This is a genomic window from Sphingomonas sp. SORGH_AS_0950, assembly GCF_030818415.1.
In the GTDB taxonomy this organism is placed as follows: Bacteria; Pseudomonadota; Alphaproteobacteria; order Sphingomonadales; family Sphingomonadaceae; genus Sphingomonas.
Genome location: NZ_JAUTAE010000003.1, coordinates 53302 through 68850, shown reverse-complemented (window position 1 = coordinate 68850; position 15549 = coordinate 53302). Strand labels below are relative to the sequence as shown.

The 15549-nt window shown below is 62.0% G+C and carries 15 protein-coding genes and 2 pseudogenes; 11 read left to right on the top strand and 6 right to left on the bottom strand.

Features of this window, described 5'->3' with window-relative positions; genetic code table 11:
- Positions 1–36: 36 nt before the first annotated feature.
- A complete protein-coding gene (locus tag QE385_RS19435; RefSeq protein WP_307105092.1) occupies positions 37–1458 on the bottom strand; it encodes a hypothetical protein in 1422 nt (473 codons plus the stop codon).
- A gap of 561 nt (positions 1459–2019) precedes the next feature.
- On the opposite strand from QE385_RS19435, the gene QE385_RS19430 reads away from it, so the two are divergent.
- Both QE385_RS19430 and QE385_RS19425 read left to right on the top strand, forming a co-directional pair.
- A complete protein-coding gene (locus QE385_RS19430) occupies positions 2020–2337 on the top strand; it encodes an antitoxin (protein WP_307105090.1) in 318 nt (105 codons plus the stop codon).
- Positions 2300–2539, top strand: a pseudogene (locus QE385_RS19425) (PIN domain-containing protein); the annotation flags it as partial. The gene QE385_RS19430 and the pseudogene QE385_RS19425, both read left to right, overlap by 38 nt.
- Positions 2540–2781: 242 nt before the next feature.
- On the opposite strand, the gene QE385_RS19420 reads toward QE385_RS19425, so the two are convergent.
- Positions 2782–2925, bottom strand: a complete 144-nt coding sequence (locus tag QE385_RS19420; RefSeq protein ID WP_307105246.1) for a hypothetical protein — start codon at positions 2923–2925, stop codon at positions 2782–2784.
- 363 nt (positions 2926–3288) lie between these two features.
- Positions 3289–3567: pseudogene (locus tag QE385_RS19415) on the bottom strand (DUF3768 domain-containing protein).
- Between the two features lie 362 nt (positions 3568–3929).
- On the opposite strand from QE385_RS19415, the gene QE385_RS19410 reads away from it, so the two are divergent.
- The 4 genes from QE385_RS19410 to QE385_RS19395 all read left to right on the top strand — a co-directional run bounded on the left by QE385_RS19410 (position 3930) and on the right by QE385_RS19395 (position 8054).
- The gene (locus QE385_RS19410; RefSeq protein ID WP_307105087.1) at positions 3930–4265 is read left to right on the top strand and encodes a hypothetical protein; all 336 of its coding nucleotides are present in this window, start codon (positions 3930–3932) and stop codon (positions 4263–4265) included.
- Positions 4266–5091: 826 nt separating this feature from the next.
- Positions 5092–5946 (top strand): Abi family protein, encoded by an 855-nt coding sequence (locus tag QE385_RS19405; RefSeq protein WP_307105085.1) that lies wholly within the window; start codon positions 5092–5094, stop codon positions 5944–5946.
- A 102-nt stretch (positions 5947–6048) separates the two neighbouring features.
- The gene (locus tag QE385_RS19400; protein WP_307105083.1) at positions 6049–6981 is read left to right on the top strand and encodes a hypothetical protein; all 933 of its coding nucleotides are present in this window, start codon (positions 6049–6051) and stop codon (positions 6979–6981) included.
- A gap of 26 nt (positions 6982–7007) precedes the next feature.
- The gene (locus QE385_RS19395) at positions 7008–8054 is read left to right on the top strand and encodes a phospholipase D family protein (RefSeq protein ID WP_307105081.1); all 1047 of its coding nucleotides are present in this window, start codon (positions 7008–7010) and stop codon (positions 8052–8054) included.
- 15 nt (positions 8055–8069) lie between these two features.
- Here QE385_RS19395 and QE385_RS19390 read toward each other — a convergent pair whose 3' ends face one another.
- Positions 8070–9377, bottom strand: coding sequence for a HEPN domain-containing protein (locus QE385_RS19390; protein ID WP_307105079.1), 1308 nt, complete (start codon positions 9375–9377; stop codon positions 8070–8072).
- 104 nt (positions 9378–9481) lie between these two features.
- Positions 9482–9646 carry a hypothetical protein gene (locus tag QE385_RS19385; RefSeq protein WP_307105077.1) on the bottom strand — a complete coding sequence of 55 codons (165 nt, stop codon included), beginning with the start codon at positions 9644–9646 and terminating at the stop codon, positions 9482–9484.
- A gap of 686 nt (positions 9647–10332) precedes the next feature.
- Between QE385_RS19385 and QE385_RS19380 the strand changes: the two genes are divergently transcribed.
- Positions 10333–11691 carry a hypothetical protein gene (locus QE385_RS19380; RefSeq protein ID WP_307105075.1) on the top strand — a complete coding sequence of 453 codons (1359 nt, stop codon included), beginning with the start codon at positions 10333–10335 and terminating at the stop codon, positions 11689–11691.
- 17 nt (positions 11692–11708) lie between these two features.
- The gene (locus tag QE385_RS19375) at positions 11709–11921 is read left to right on the top strand and encodes a hypothetical protein (protein ID WP_307105073.1); all 213 of its coding nucleotides are present in this window, start codon (positions 11709–11711) and stop codon (positions 11919–11921) included.
- 52 nt (positions 11922–11973) lie between these two features.
- Here the strand turns inward: QE385_RS19375 and QE385_RS19370 are convergent, their stop codons facing one another.
- On the bottom strand, positions 11974–12387 hold the full coding sequence (locus tag QE385_RS19370) for a single-stranded DNA-binding protein (RefSeq protein ID WP_307105071.1): 414 nt from the start codon (positions 12385–12387) through the stop codon (positions 11974–11976).
- 788 nt (positions 12388–13175) lie between these two features.
- Here QE385_RS19370 and QE385_RS19365 point away from each other — a divergent pair.
- Genes QE385_RS19365 through QE385_RS19355 form a run of 3 tightly spaced genes read left to right on the top strand, consistent with a single transcriptional unit; the run spans position 13176 to position 15410 of the window.
- Positions 13176–14066 carry a hypothetical protein gene (locus QE385_RS19365; protein WP_307105069.1) on the top strand — a complete coding sequence of 297 codons (891 nt, stop codon included), beginning with the start codon at positions 13176–13178 and terminating at the stop codon, positions 14064–14066.
- Positions 14063–14590: a hypothetical protein gene (locus QE385_RS19360; protein WP_307105067.1), complete on the top strand. Its 528-nt coding sequence runs from the start codon at positions 14063–14065 to the stop codon at positions 14588–14590. Before QE385_RS19365 ends, QE385_RS19360 begins: the two co-directional genes overlap by 4 nt.
- 7 nt (positions 14591–14597) lie before the next feature.
- Positions 14598–15410 carry a hypothetical protein gene (locus QE385_RS19355; RefSeq protein ID WP_307105065.1) on the top strand — a complete coding sequence of 271 codons (813 nt, stop codon included), beginning with the start codon at positions 14598–14600 and terminating at the stop codon, positions 15408–15410.
- Positions 15411–15549 lie beyond the last annotated feature (139 nt).

Sequence of the window (15549 nt, the reverse complement as noted above, 5' to 3'; positions counted from 1 at the left end):
AACCGGGGTTCTTTAGAGGTTGAGCACATTTGATACTTATGAACAACGCTGTGCTGTCAATACGCTGGCAACGCAACCGGCGAGTGCATTGTCAACAAAATCGTTCAGAATGATCAGTAGATTGCTACTGGACAGATTACCGACATTCTCGAGCAGCCATGGATACGTATTCGAGTCCATCATCGGCTTCGTTGACATAAGCGGAGCGTAGGCGGCGCTCATCGAGTCTGCCAAGGCGATGGCATTTGCGACGGGATTTTTACCCGTGGCAGTGGCCTGCAATTGCAGGACCGTATAATCCTTGGTCTGCTCCGCCTTCGTCATTGCCCTCAGCGCGTCGATAATGACCTGAGGGTCAGTGGTCTGGTACGCATCCGTGTAGGAGTCGTACTTGGTGGCGGGAAACCAGCCTAGCGATGGCTGGTTCAGAAAGAAAAGGCGTTTGTTGGCTGCGATAAGATCCGCATAGCTGGTCGATAGGTCTGTTGCCGAACCGATCTGTATAGATACTGCGCCAACGGCCTGCTGTGCCGCAGCGAAGCTTGTCCGTAGTGCATCAGCGCTTGGATCCATGGTCGCATGATCGTTGAAACCATCGGTGCTCAAGCTGATGGCAACGATTTCTGTTGGGTTCGCAAGCAGCCACCTGAGGACGTCTTCGAAAAACGTATCGAGCTTCTGCCCAGGAATAACGTTATGGATATGATACAAGTCACCGAGAATTTTTTTGATCGGGGAAGGCGCATAGCCTGGCCGGAAATCGAAATATCGACACCCCAGGTCGAGCATCGTTGCGATATTGTCCTTCTGAGTGAAGGCCTCGCCGATCACCACACCTTTCAGCTGAACCGCCGCAAGGCCAGCAATTTGAGCAGCCCCTGGAATCCAGTCAAGAAAGGCCCTTATCAAGGCGGCGATGCCATCTGCGGAGAGGCACAGGATGTCGACTTGCGTCAGGTCGAACATGCCAGCATCATGAGCGCCAGGCAAAACAAAGCTTGCAAACGGCGCCTGTCGGACGGCTGGATCGGCAGAGGCCAGCGCACCCATCCATCCGCGTTGCGGACTCGTCAGATAGGCATAGATCTGATCTTGATTGGTAAGCCCTGTGCCCTTGCCGGTTCCCGCATCGAACATCCCGTAGGAGAGTGCAGAGTCGGCACCGATGATCGACCGGGTATTCATCAAAGTATCGAGTGGCCCGCTGGTGTTCCCAGTAACAACATTGATACTTTGTGTAAATGATTGCGGGGTATGTGCCGTTGTAGAAAATGAAAAAGATCCGTATGGCTCGTGGAGTCCCCGCCAGTTTATCTGCACGTTACCATTGTTGATCAGGGGCAAACATCCTACTGATATGGGCGTCAGCGCCCAACTCCCGTCGGTATTTTCCGCTTGTGCATGAAGGTCGAATAGCGACGAATTTACAAAATAATAATCGATACCCTTGCTTGTCACTCTTCGCCCCCCGCCTTGTGTCCACATAGTGAGCGCACCAAGATGATGCACGACCCTGCGCTCATACAACGCACAAATGTATAACTAATATATGACGAAATATCGCCAAAGTGTTGCGTTCACGACAACTCATGAATTACTATCCAGTTTGGATGCAATTTTTCTCCTTGAGAGAAGGCGAGGGGTCGGTCATTTTTCAACATTGAGCCGAGGGGCGCAGTGACTGCGATTAGTATAAGAGCTTGACCGCGGCTGAAATTCGGCCGCTTCCACTATCGTGCTAGCCTCTCGTCGTGCCGCCTACCGCTAGGGAGCGCCCACCTTTCGCGCCGAGATGCACACGGGTCGCCGACGGACGGTGGCGGGAGTGGGAGCCATTCAACGGCGCTAAGCGGTCGCGTCAAACGGGATCGGGAACTACAATCGATGATGGGGTGACAACAGCGCCCGACGTCATTCGCGCGCCCGGCCACGATTCCAACAGCATGGTGCCACTGGATCACTTGCCCCGCCTCGGATTCCCTAGGTATATACACGAGATATGCCATGGAGGTTTTAGCGATGGCCGAACCCGCACTGAACCGGGATGTCGGCGAAGCGAAGCTGTTCCGCAACAACCGGAGTCAGGCTGTCCGCATCCCGGCCGAGTTTGAGTTCTCCGGCAGCCGTGTGCTGATCCACAAAGAGGGGATCGCCTCATCATCGAGCCTGAACCGCGACCGAACCTCCTCGACACCCTTCGGTCACTGGAACCGCTGGGCCCGGATGATGCCTTTCCAGACGATCTGGATGCGTCCTTGCTGCCGCTCAAGGATATCGAGCTGTGAGCCGTACCCGCTACATGCTCGACACAAACATCGTGTCCGACTTGGTGCGTAGCCCTCGAGGCCGGGTCTTCGATCAGATCGCGACGCGGGGAAGCGAGGCAGTGTGCATCAGCATCGTGACGGCGGCCGAGCTGCGTTATGGTCGCGCGAAGAAGAGATCCCCCCGGCTGCTCGCGCAGGTCGAGGCCATCCTGGGCGCAATCGAGATCCTTCCCCTCGATGTTCCGGCCGACACGGAATATGCCGGTATCCGGGCAGAGTTGGAAGCTGCGGGGAAATCGATCGGGCCAAATGACCTACCGATAGCGGCGCACCCTATGCGACCGGAGCAACGCTGGTCACGCCGAACGTCGGCGACTTCGAACGGGTCCGGAGCCTCGCCGTCGAAAACTGGCTCGCCTGATCAGCGATACCCTATTGCCGACGGCGACAAACCAGGCACGTTTGAACCACAAGACAGGACGATAGCGGGGCGGCGCTGCCGCCCCGTCGCCGCTCACTCTTCCCAGAGCGGCTTGAGCTTGCGGGTCCGCTTGCGAGTCCGCCGCGGTGCCTCGGGCATTCCATGTTGATCGATCTCAACTTGGATCTTGGCCAGGTCCGCGAGCCATGCCTGGGTGCGTGCGGTTTGCGTTTGCATGTGAACCTCCGTCTGTTCGTGGATGACGGGGGCGGCCTGACGATCAGGCGGGGTCGGGGTCACAGGACCGCGCCAGCGGGGCGTGGGGGAGCCGATTTTGTCGTGGACGGAGCGAAGCGAAGGCCGCGGCAAAATTGGGGGCGCCGCGCATCCTTGACGCCGGCGCTGCCCGGTCGTCACGATGGTGGGGCGTCGACGACAGCGCTTTCCGACGGTTGTGGGTCGGATGCGGTGATCCCCGCACGTCTTTTTCCGCTGCCCCATATTCGTGCTTTCGCGCGGGAAAGCCCTGGACAGCCGTCTGATCCTCATGACCGCGGGCAAAAGGAGAGCCCCGGCGTTAGCCGCCGGGGCAGGAGGCATTCACCACTCGTCGACGCGCATGATCGTCAGGACGCGCCTGGTCAACGAGGCGTCTGCCGGATTTTCAGAGCCGGCGGAGAGATCGGCGTTGTAATAATCGATCTACCAGTAGCAGTCGGTGTCCTCGAACACGAACCGGCCCATGTCGCGTTCCCCATAGGGGTCGATCGATCGGTCGAAGGCGTCGTAATCGCGAACGGCGCGCATCAGTTCGGCGCGCTTCTGGAAGTTGCGGAACAGGCTAACGTCTCCGATCAGCTCAGCCACGCCGCTGGTCATCATGACCCGGTTGCGACCCGGAGCATGGATGTTGTGGCGCAGCAGATCGTTGAGGCGCGCGATCGGGGATGCCCCGCCCTTGGCGCTTTCGGAATGTGGGCTTTGCTCGGCCATGATGCGTCTCCTGCCAGCGACCCCGACGATCGGGGCCTTTCGACAAGCGACAGGACGGCCGATGCATAGCGCCCCGGCACACCCCCAGGGTCGCAACGTGAGTGGAGAAGCCCGCGGCGCGGGCTTGCGCGGGGAAGCGCATCGGCTAGGACTCGGAGCCCGAAATGCCCTTATGATCGTCGGCCAAGAGCGAGTCCTCATGCTGAGGCTGATGCTGGACGATCGTGCCGATGGGGAGGTATCGTCCGATGATGCAACCCGCTGCCGACATCGTCACCCTGTGGCCCCGCTGGATGGACACTGCGGGCGAGATGCTGCGGATGAATGCGCTGGTCCGCACCCGCTGCTCGGGATGTGGGACGCTCATGCGGGTGGACCTGCAGGATGTCGTCGCCCGGTACGGCCCGGGTTATTCGCTGGTCGACAGGCTGGAGCGATGCCGCATGGTCGAGTGTATCAGCGCCACCTTTTATCTGGCCACGCGCACCTATGGAGGGACATGGACGACATTGCTGCGTGATCCCGGCCTGGTCGCCGCATTCGAGGCGTTGCCGCCCGCCCGGAGCCGCGCGGGGCCGACTTGAAACGTAAGGATCGAGGCCTATGTAGGGCCCGCTACGAAGTTCTGTTTCTATAGATCATCTCCTGAGCCCCGAGCGTTCCGGCGTTCGGGGCTCAAATTGTTTAAGGACGCCCCGGCGTTCCAGCGCCGGGGGTCCCCAACTGGACCTAAGTGGCGCGACAGCTCGATGATCTTCACCACCAAGCTGAGGATCGCGACAACGAGCGGCGCGGTGCCGAGTACCAGTGCTACGATTGTTGCGGTCCCTATAGTAATCACGTCGTCGGGGCCGTCAGGTTGACGAACCGCAAGGTCGGCCTAGGGCGCACCGGCACGACGGACCATCAACATCTTCGCGAGCGAGAGCAAAAAGCACAAATTTACCGGACCATGTGACCATGTGAGCATGTGAGCATGTGAGCATGTGATCATGTGAGCATGTGAGCATGTGAGCATGTGAGCATGTGAGCATGTCGTCCCGCCTGACGCGGCACCTTCACCGTACGCTTACGCAAACGCGGCCAGCGAGGACGACATGCCCGCCGGGTTCGAGCCCTGTCAGCCGATCGTCACCCGGATGGGCCGAGACCCGGCGGAGGCTCGGCGGAGCGAAGCGGAGTAGAGCGGCGGTCCCGGCTATAGCCAGGAGACGCCGGATCATCTTTCCTGGCCAGGGCACAAGCACCCGCCACTTTGCTGGTCCGGATCAGCCTGCTATGGATGGAGTCTTACGAGAGTGTCAGGGTGCCCCTCTTGCATAACCTCCCTCTTCACGCTACATCATTCGGGTCATGGGTCGCCACACGTCCTTTCGGGGAGTGCAAAAGGGCGGCCCTTCGCGTTTTTGAATGACGCTCGCACCCTATACCAAACCCCACGCCACGGCTGCCCAGCGCGTTCAACACCTGCGCAATCGGGGTCTGGTCGTGCTGCGCCCCAACGTCGCGGCCCGCAAGATCGAGCTGATTGGATATGAGCGGCTCCGCATCTACTTCATCAGCCGGCGCCAGTCGGGCGTACCCAATCGGCCATTCGTGCCGGGTACGACCTACCAGCACATCCTGCAGCTCTACGCGTGCGACGGGCTCCTACGGGAGGCGTGCTTTGCGGCGGTCGGGCAGTTCGAACTCCTCTTGCGCAATGCGATGTCCGAGACGCTGAGTGATCGCCACGGCAGTCATCCCTATTTCACACCCGCCGCCTTCCGCGACGCCGCAGCGAACATCGAGGCGCTGCAGAGCTTCACGTCGGCCTATGGCCAGACGAAGGATCAGCGCGCGCTTCACTACCGGCAGCGATACGGCAGCCCGATCCTCCCCCCGATCTGGACGATGAAGGAGTTTTTGACCTTCGGGCGGGCGGTGCGCATCTTCAAGACCCTCGAGGGCTCGCTCCGGACCCAAATCGCAGGACAGTTCGGCGTGCCGAGCGATCAGGTCTTCACCAACTGGCTCGAGTGCCTGGTCGACCTGCGCAATATCTGCGCGCACCATGATCGGCTGTTCAACCGGAGTTTTCCGAAGCAGCCTCAGGGCCTGCGCCGTGCCGGGCTGCCGACGGCGCCACGGAACAAGCTGAAGGCCATCCTCGAGTGCCTCGACTATCTGCTGGCCCAGCGCGGTGCCCCGGTCGGGATCGTCGCCAAGGTCGGCAGGATCATCGCTCGCTTCCCCGAGGTGCCGCCGGCCGAGGTCGGCTACTAGAACGGCCAAATCCCGGTGCCCGACACAAGACCCTGTCGTTCGCGCCAGAACCAAGGCAGGGTGTCGCATGGGCAAAGACTAACCCGGAGAGGGCAGGCTAGCATGGGTCCAGGCTTCGGTGGCATTCCTGACGTCGTCATCGACTATGTTCGTGACGTGTTCGCAGGGGCAAACGAGAAGGTCTCGCGCGCACTGACCGATCATCCGTCCATGCATGAGCCGATGCTCGACGGGATCCTGATCGCCGAGCTCAGCGCATCACCGCCCGCCTTCTTCGCAGCGGAACAGATAGCGCTCAACATCGAGACGCACTGGCTCGGCGGCCGGTGGATGTATCGCCGCTGGGAGATCGCCGATATCGCGCTGATCGTCATGCTGCGGCGTCGGGGGCATCTGGAACAACGGAAGGTCGCGCTGCTCCAGACCAAGCGGCTCTATTCCAAGGAGCTGCCCGCCGAGGCAGATGAGCCCGAAGATTATGTGATCGGGATCGGCCGTCTCGCAGACCGGACGGATCCGCAGCGCCCCTTTTACCAGCAGCGAGCGTTCGGCTTCGATCAGGGCAGCACATACGATGCGACGCGCGCCGGACACGAACAGGTGAACCGGATCGAGGCCTATTTTGGCGAGCGCGACATCCCCGTCTATTACGGGCTATACAACCCGTTGGTGCTGCCGTTCAAAGGCCTGTATCCTGCTGCGCCCGATACAAATTCCCATCTTGCCAACGAATTCGGCTGTCGCGTCCTGCGATCCAGCGACGTTCACGGGCCGCTGGCCAGACTGTCCGACGGCCAAGCACCCAGCGTCGCGAATTTGACGCTCGCCATGCCTCTGGACGCGTCTGACCCCGGATCGACGCGAGGCTGGCGGCTGGAGCGCTTCGTCGCGGACGAGGTGCTCCGCTGCCAGGAAGGCAAATTGTTCGACGACCAGGCCGATCCGAACCTCCGGGCGCTCTTCTACGCCCGCACTGCGCCGATCACCGCGGCGATCGTGATGACGGTCGACATGGACGGCGACCGGCGGGATTGAGCGAGAGCTGGAGGGAGCGGCAGGCTATGACCACGATGTTCTTGGACGACGCGACGCTTGGCCCGGCGATCGCGGAAATCCTGCGTGGCAACGACGTCCGCTGCGCTGTCGCCTTCTGGGGGGCGGGTGCCGTCCAGCATCTATTCGGATTGGCGGGAATGCCGGCCGATGCTCGGATCCTCTGCGACCTGTCGATGGGGGCGACGAACCCGGACGAACTTCGGCTCCTCGGAGCGCCGTCAAACCGGCACCTCAAGCATGTCGAACGGCTGCATGCAAAAGTGTATCTGTCCGACCGCGGCGCCATCATCTGCTCCGCGAACGCCTCGGATAACGGGATCGGCTTCCTCGATGTCGCCGGCCTGATCGAAGCAGGCGTCCGCCTCGCGCCAGACACCACGGCCTATGGGCAGGTAGAGGCCTGGCTAAGACGGCTCGCTCGCCGCGCGAAGGCCATCGACCAGCAGGCGCTCGATCGCGCGACCGAGGCCTGGAAGAGGAGGGCGCAGATGGGCTATCCGCGCCGTCCGCTCCCGATCGCTCCGGGCGCGCCATCGCTCCTGGCGACCGTAGCGGCGAACCCCGAGCGCTATCGTGGGATCGGCTTCGTATTCACCAACGGTCGGGCTCGCTGGGAGGACCGGGACGAAGCGTGCGAGGCGCTCGAACGACGGGATGACGAGCGACCGGTCAAGCGACTATCGCGTGACGACAGACGGAAGCTCCGAAAGTGGAATATCGGGGACCTTTTCACCGACTGGAGCGAAGCCGAACTGGATGCATGGCCGCGCCGCTTCATCTGCATTCATCGGCCACGGACCCGCGTGAGCTACTGGTTCTACGAGCGGGTCGAACAAATCCTGCTTGATGACGATCGCGGGGTGGTCTTTGCGGAGCGCCGGAAGGGCATGCGAACCGCCCTCGGCTTTGCACATGGCCGGGCGGCGATGCTGGCGACCGATGCGCCCCTCTTGGAGCGGCTCTTTGCCTGTTGCGAAGAACAGGGCCATTGGCTCTGCGAGAGCGGTGAAGCGCTCCTCCGGCTGATCGACCGTGCCCAGAGCGCGCAGTGAGCATCCATCCTGTTGTCAGCGCCGGGTTCGCCTGTCGATGCGGACGCTATTGATGGACAAACCGGCAGCCACTTCGCTCATGGGCCGACAGCCAGGAAAACTCAGATAGGCGGAACGGTGCAGCCAGCTCTGATACTGGCCTGAGAACCCGATGGCGTCGAGAATGATGCGTGTGACGATCTCGCGCGCCCATATGATATGGTCGAGCAGGCGGCCGTCGGGGGCAGCGAGGTCAGGCGCGACGCCGGTATGAACGAGGACGTTCCGGGCCTCGATCAGGGACGGCAGCCAATCGGAGGGCAGATCGGCGACGATGATGCCCCGGGACGCGATCAAATCCGCGATTTTGTCGCGGAACGACCGTCTGTTGAGTTCGTCGACCTTGCCTCCCATGCGCGACGGCGCATGCTCGGCGCGCAGGAACCGCCGCACGCGCCTTTTGAGTTCCGTGAAAGCACTTTGGTCCATGAAGCGATCGGGCAGGTCGGATCGAGCGAGGATGCTCTCAAGCGCGCTCATCGCGTTGAGAAGACGTGACTCCTGGTACGCGACGCCAGCGGTCATCCAGCGGATCGCCGGTTCGAGTTGCTCGATCACCCCGGGCCGTTCGTCGAAGATCCTGACCGCGCAGGCAAAGATCTGGTCCATGAAAAGGGCATCGAACGGCGGCATGTAGGGACTGGGCGCCGGTCCACGCCGAATTACGCGCAATGTCATGACGCCGTGTCGAACGGACTGCTCGTAGACAGGCAAGGCATACACGTCACTCGCGAATGAGAGCACGCGCGCAAGGTGTATCAGGAAGCGCTCGCTCTCCTCCCACCAGCCAGCGCGCTCCTGCGCCCCGGCATGAATCGCGATGACGGCCGCGGGGACCTGCATCGGGCGTTGGGTATAGCCAGTGAAAACGAGCCGCCCTAGACGCGTTTGCCGCTCGATGCCTCTAATGGTGCCCAGCTTGCGAAAATACCAAGCACGCAAATCCTGGTGATCAGTGGGAACGTCCCGGCTAAACGATGCGATGCTGCAATCGGCCTCGATCTCGACCCGATCGTTCGGAGGGCGGCGCCAGCTCGTCACGTAGAGCGTGTCGCTCGCAAAGCGCCAACCATCGTCGGACCGCCCATCCAGCGAGCAAGCGGCCTGCGCCTGGAGCGGTTCGCCTTCAACGTGGAAGGGCGTACCCGCGCGGGCGGGTTGAATCGGGTCGAGTGCGAGCGTCAATCCGCCATCATCGTCCATTCCCGCGCGGAAGGCGATCGGCACGGCGTGATCGCGGATCGACAGAGTACCGTCGAAGCGAATAGGATTGAGGATAGGCATTGACCGGGGGGTTTAGCACATAGGCTGGCGGCAGAATGCACACCAGCGTCCCCGATCTGTCCGGTACGAGGACGGGGCGGGGGCCGAACGGCCCCCGGGGGCGGTCAAGTGAAAGGGTCGTATTCCTGGATGACGGTCAACGAGCTGTCGTGATCGTCGGCGGTGATAACGGCATATTGGGGGCCGACGGCGATGACCATGGTGGCGACCATGAGGGTCTGGGCGAGGTTGAGCGCGTTTTTGCGGGCGATCCAGATATCGTTGAACATGTCCGAGGCTCCTGTGAAGCCGACGGGGTTCATCCCCGCTCGACAGGCGCCCGACAGGACGGGGGGGGCCGCGATCACTTTTTGCCGGCCCGGCAAAAAGCCGTAGCGAAGCGCCCGGACCCTTTACGGGTTGATCGCATAAGGCCCCGAGCCGGCCCAAGGATTGCGCCTCCAAGAGTGGGGGTGAAGCGCGCTGGCCGGAGCCTCGCTGCGCAACGGTGGATAGCCCGACGCGTCGACGTTGCCGGGGGTGATGGACGCCCGCCCGATCCCGCACCCCCTTCCGCGTCCCTGCCGACCACGGAAGAGCTGTTCGCCGGGCAGCATGTCTCTTGCCCGGGCGGGCCGGTACCATGTTGCCGCTATGGGGAAAGATACTTCCTTGCGCGCTCGCGCCCCGTCAGTCGATCGTCACCCGAATGGGCCGAGACCCGCAGGGACTCGGTGAAGCAGAGCGTAATAGAGCGACGGTCCCGGCAAGGCCGGGAGACGCCCTTCCTCTCTTTACTGAAGCCGATAAGAAAACTCGTCCGATCCGGTGATGAAACAACAAGAATCATTGCGCTTCTACGACGCGTGTACAATCATCCTCGATCTCGGATTCGCGCGTATCGGCAGTCGAGAACCATCATCACATGATGTCGACTTAAGTATCGAGACAACTCGGGCTTAGCGCGGGAGGACACATGCCGAAGGCCTCGATAACCTGCTGGTTGTTTTTACTCCTGCTCGGCTGTGCAGAGGGCAGCAGTATCTATCATGATCGGCGGGTATCTGCCGCAGGCGACCGCGTCATCACGATGGACGCGAAGCAGCGTAACGTGCTCGTCACGCGGGATCGCCTGGGAGATTGGCGCATATGCGCGGAGGCGGCACCCGACGTCTTCAGCGCACTAAGCGCGAGCGCCTCGCTGGACGCGAACATAGCGACGAAATCAGGCCGGGCGGCCGCGGCGCTGGCGGAGGCGGCCGGGACGATCGAGCGAACCCAGACCGTGAACATGCTCCGGGAAGCCATGTATCGGACCTGCGAGCGGTATCTGAACGGCATGATCGGGCGAAGCGAGCTGGTCGTTCAGGCCGCACGCGATCAGCGCATGATGATCAAGGTACTCGCGATCGAGCAGCTCACGCGCGTCGCCCGGAGCCCTTCGACCGTGCTTCTGCCGCCCTCGACCGCTGCGACGAACGTCGATGGCGACACGGCAGCGGCGCTCATCAAGGGAGTCGCGGACGAGCGCAAGAGCGCGGAGTCGGCACTGGACACGGCGACCGCCGCCTATGACGCGGCGCGCGCGAAAGGAAAATGCGATACCGTCTCCGCAGCGCCGGCCGACGATAGCGGCGATCCAAAACTCAGCGACTGGACAAGCTGCAAGGCGGCGAGCGCTACGCAGGCGGCGCGTCAAGGCGACTACGACGCGGCAACCGCCCGGTTCGACAAGGCGCTGGCGGCGGGCGGGCAGGTCGCATCGCAGAGCAATGCCAGCACCGGAACGGGAACGTCACTGGCGGGGGGCAACACAACCAGCGACGCCGCGGTCTCCAGCGTCGCCACGGCGGTCGCCAACATCGTGCTCGCGCCCGATATCGACGAGGCGCTTATGTTTTGCATCGCCTATCTGGACGTCGGTGATCGCCCGAGTGGGCAGCCAAGCGCAAAGGATCCGCAGACCATCGCAAGTTGCCGCGACATCGTCACCACGCGCGCCGCGCGGGACGAACAGCTCCGCGGCACGTTCCTTGATGCCGCGGGCTTGCCGGTGAGCATCCTGAATGGTCGCAGCATCCGGACCATTTCGCCGGTCGCCATCCTCAACCGATATGTCACCAATCCCAAGGGAAAGAGCGAAACGGCCGTGACTGAGCGGCAGCGCCGGATCAAGCTCGCCCAGGCTGCCGCGGTGACGCTCGGCCTGCCGAGTACGCCACCCGATATAGCGGGCTACGCGACAGACGGCGATCCGGTCGCCGTCGAGAAGATCTTAGAGGAGCTGCGGCGGACAGAAGCGAACGCGGGCGCGAAGGCGGATCTTCAGGACTGACGGCATGGGAGGTGGATATGGGTATTCGGATCATCAACAATATCGCTGCTGATGCGGTCGATGCGCAGGAGCAACTGGCCTGGGATACCGGCGCGACCAGCGTGACACGGCGCCCGGAGCCCGATGGGGAATTCACCCTCATCATCGTCTATCCCGACTTCGAACGATTTGCCGATCTGACGGCGCGCCTGTCAGAGGCCGCAACCGACAAAGCGCAGCAAGTCACCTGATTCCGAATGGAGAGATAGCCCGAGCGCCTGGGCGCCCGGGCCGATGCCCCGATCAGAAGGGCACGTCGTCGTCATCGTCGTCGCCGTAGCCCTGCGTGCCGTCCTGCTGCTGTTGGCGACCCCGGCTGAGGAAGGTCACTTCATCGGCGATGATCTCGACGCCGTAGCGCTCGATGTCCTGCTGGTCGGTCCAGCGGGTGTAGTGGATGCGGCCCCGGACCATGACCTTCTGGCCCTTCTCGACATATTCAGCGATGGTCTTGGCGATGCCGTTGAAGCAGGTGATGCGGTGCCATTCGGTGTCCTCGATGCGGCGGTTGTTGCTGTCCTTAAGGATCTTGCCTTCGCTGTCGCGCTTCGGGCGCGAGGTGGCGAGGCTGAACTGGGTGATCTTGGTGCCGCCCTGGGTGGTACGGGTCTCGGGGGTAGCGCCGACGTTGCCAGCGAGGATGACGAGGTTCTGCATTTCGAGGTTCCTTTTTTGTGTCGCCGGAGGGTCCATTCCCTCGACTGAACACCGTCGAAGCCGGCCAGGACGGCCCCTCCACCGGAACGCGAAGACGCGGAGGGGAACCTGCGATCAAAGGGGTGGTGCGGGCAGCCGCGAAGCGGCAACTCGGCCCGTATGATCGCGGGTTGGAGGGGGCGGACGGCCGGATTAGGTCGTTCAGGAAAGAGAGGGGATGACCCCCGGCGGGCCAATCAACCGGAACCGGATGCAGGACGCCTCGGCATTAGGTGTGGCAACGTTCCCCTTGAACCCATGCCATAGCCCATCTGACGGACCTGATCGGCCTTCAGCCGGCCCTTGTTCCCTGCGTTAGGGAAGGCTCTCATCAATAGCACAGGACGCAGATGATGACCTATGATGCCGCTCGCCGAAACGGCGCGCGTCGCCGCCTATGGCGTGAAGGGGGTACGGGTGTCGTCCGGGCCGCCACGATCCGCCTGGGCGGGAGAAGGGTGAGCGCATGGCTGTGATGCCGATAGAAGCGGCTCAGTCGGTGGTGAGGAACAGGGTATTTCCCGTGTCGAGATATCGCAGGTGTGCAATCCCACGATACAGGTAGTCGGTCCGAAGCTGGCACCGGGCAGGCGCTCTCGGAATCGATGATCGACCTGGATCGCCGACGGCTGCGACCTTGCTGCTCTAATCCAGCAGGCGAAAAAGCTACGGCTATCAAAGATATCGCCAATCGATGGGCGGTGGTGCTAGCGTTGTTCGATGAGAACTGAAGATCGCGAACAGCGCCGATGTGGGCGGGAGTAACCGAACGGTTCCGGCGCTTCCATGCAGCGCTTCAACCCACCACGGTCGAGGTCGACGACGCGCTCGCTAAACAGCTCGGGGTGCGCCAATCATTACAGCGTGCATATTGGGGGGCGACGACCGACAACCCTCCGGGCTTCATGGTCGGTTCCTGGGGCAAGCGGACGATGGTCAGACCGTCCAACGACGTTGACCTGTTCATGCCGCTGCCGGTGGAAGAATATAGCCGGATCGACGGTTATTCCGGAAATAAGCAGTCCGCATTGCTTCAGGAGGTAAAGAACAACCTCGCTTCAACCTACTGGCAGACCGACATGCGCGGCGATGGTCAGGTGGTGGTCGTGAACTTCAACACGATCAAGGTCGAGGTCGTGCCGGTGTTCCGATGGGACAATGCTGGGGCTTGGTTGATGCCCGATACCAACAATGGCGGTCGTTGGCGCACCGTCTACCCCGATGCGGAAGGTGCGACGCTCGACAACGCTGATATGGTCGCCAACCGCAATTGTCGCCCCCTTATCCAAATCATCAAGGCATGGAAATACCACTGCAACGTCCCGATCAAGTCGTTCCATGTCGAGCAGCTTGTCGCCGATTTCATCCGCACCTATGCGTTTCGTGAGCAGCACTATTTTTTCTACGACTGGTTCGTGCGCGACTTCCTGCATTTCTTGTGCGGCAAGCGTCACGCGCTGATCTACGCACCGGCGTCGAACGAAATGGTCGGGATCGGCGATGCTTGGTATAGCCGCACCGTCACCGCCTATGAGCGAGCGGTGAAAGCGTGCGAATATGAGCGGGAGGATTACATCGTGTCAGCCGGCGAGGAGTGGCAGAAGCTCTTCGGGACGCGCATCGCGAGCTATCTCGGATGACCGACCCCCGCGCCCAAGCGATTGCCGTCGAGGCGCGCCGCCAAGAGGAATCCTGCCTCTACACCTCGACGAGCCTCTATCTCTGGCTTCGGCAGGTCCGCCGACAGAAGCAGATATTCGTCGTCGTCCCGATTATCCTCGGCGCGATCGCCGGCTTTTCCGCGTTCAAAGAGCATGTGCCCGCGGTCCTTGTCGCCTCGCTCACGCTGATCGCGAGCCTCTTCCCTGCGCTGGCGGATGCCTTGAAGATCACCACCAGCGTTGATGAGATCACCGCTAGCGCCGCCACCTTCAAGGCGCTCCAGGATCGCTTTCGCCGGCTGGCCACGATCACGGTTCTGTCCGATGTCGACGCGGCGGAGACGGCGCTGAGTGAACTGATGGATCGCATGGACGTTGCGCGATCGAGCAGCATCACACCACCTGAACGTTACTTCGTCGCCGCCCAGGCCAAGATCAAATCCGGCGACTACGACTTCTCGGTCGACCTCACGGCGCCGCAGAACACCCTTCCCCGAGCATAGGCGATGCATGAAGCGGGTTGCCATCAACAATTTGCTGTCTTCGGCCGCGAACGTTGCCCTGTTCGCAGACAAGCTGGCGAGGTTCATCGACGAGATCGGGCCGCAGGGTGTCGCGCAGCTCAATCCCCAAGACCTGTTCCGGACCTACCTGATGTCGCTCCGCTTCCTGACCGACACAGCGGAACGGCTCGGCCTGCCCGCGACTCTTGCTGCCACGTCGCGCTGCAAAGGCGGCTTCGATCGTCTGCTCGCCTGCAACGGTATCATCGACAGGCGCTTGGCCAATGAGATCGTCACCAATTCCCATCAGCTCTATGTCTCCCTGTCAGACGAACTGGAGAAGCATCACGCCTATATAGTCAGTCCGCGCGAAGGCGACCTGATCGACAACGGGATTGGCCTGTTCGGGCTCGAGGTGGTGAGCGCAATGCCCGAAATCCGCAAGGACGTGGCCGATGCCGCGCGCTGCCGCGCCTACGAGCTATGGACCGCGTCGGTGATGCACATGATGCGCGTTGCTGAGGTGGGCGTGGCGGCGCTCGCCGACCATCTTGGCATCGTCAAAGGTTCGAGCTGGGGCATCACCATTGCCAACGTCCTCGAGGCGCTCGACAAGGAACGTGCCGCCAAGGGCAACCCCGAGCTGAAGCAATGGGCGTCGGAAACCGCGACCTATCTCGCCTTCGTCAAGGATGCGTTCCGCAATCCGGCGATGCATCCCGAAATGAGCTTCACCGCCGAGCAGGCGGTTTCGATCTACGACAACACCCGTGCCTTCATGCGCAAGCTCGCGACGCGACTTCCCCCACCTGCCAGGTGAGGCAGTGAGACCGACGCCCGCAACATCACACCAGCTAGCGTATATCTGGGTCCGTTCTATGTACCGTCCCGGAGTCGGGTCGACTGGACCAACCCCCTCTTCACAGCCGATCGCATGAACGATGCCGGTGAGGGCTGAA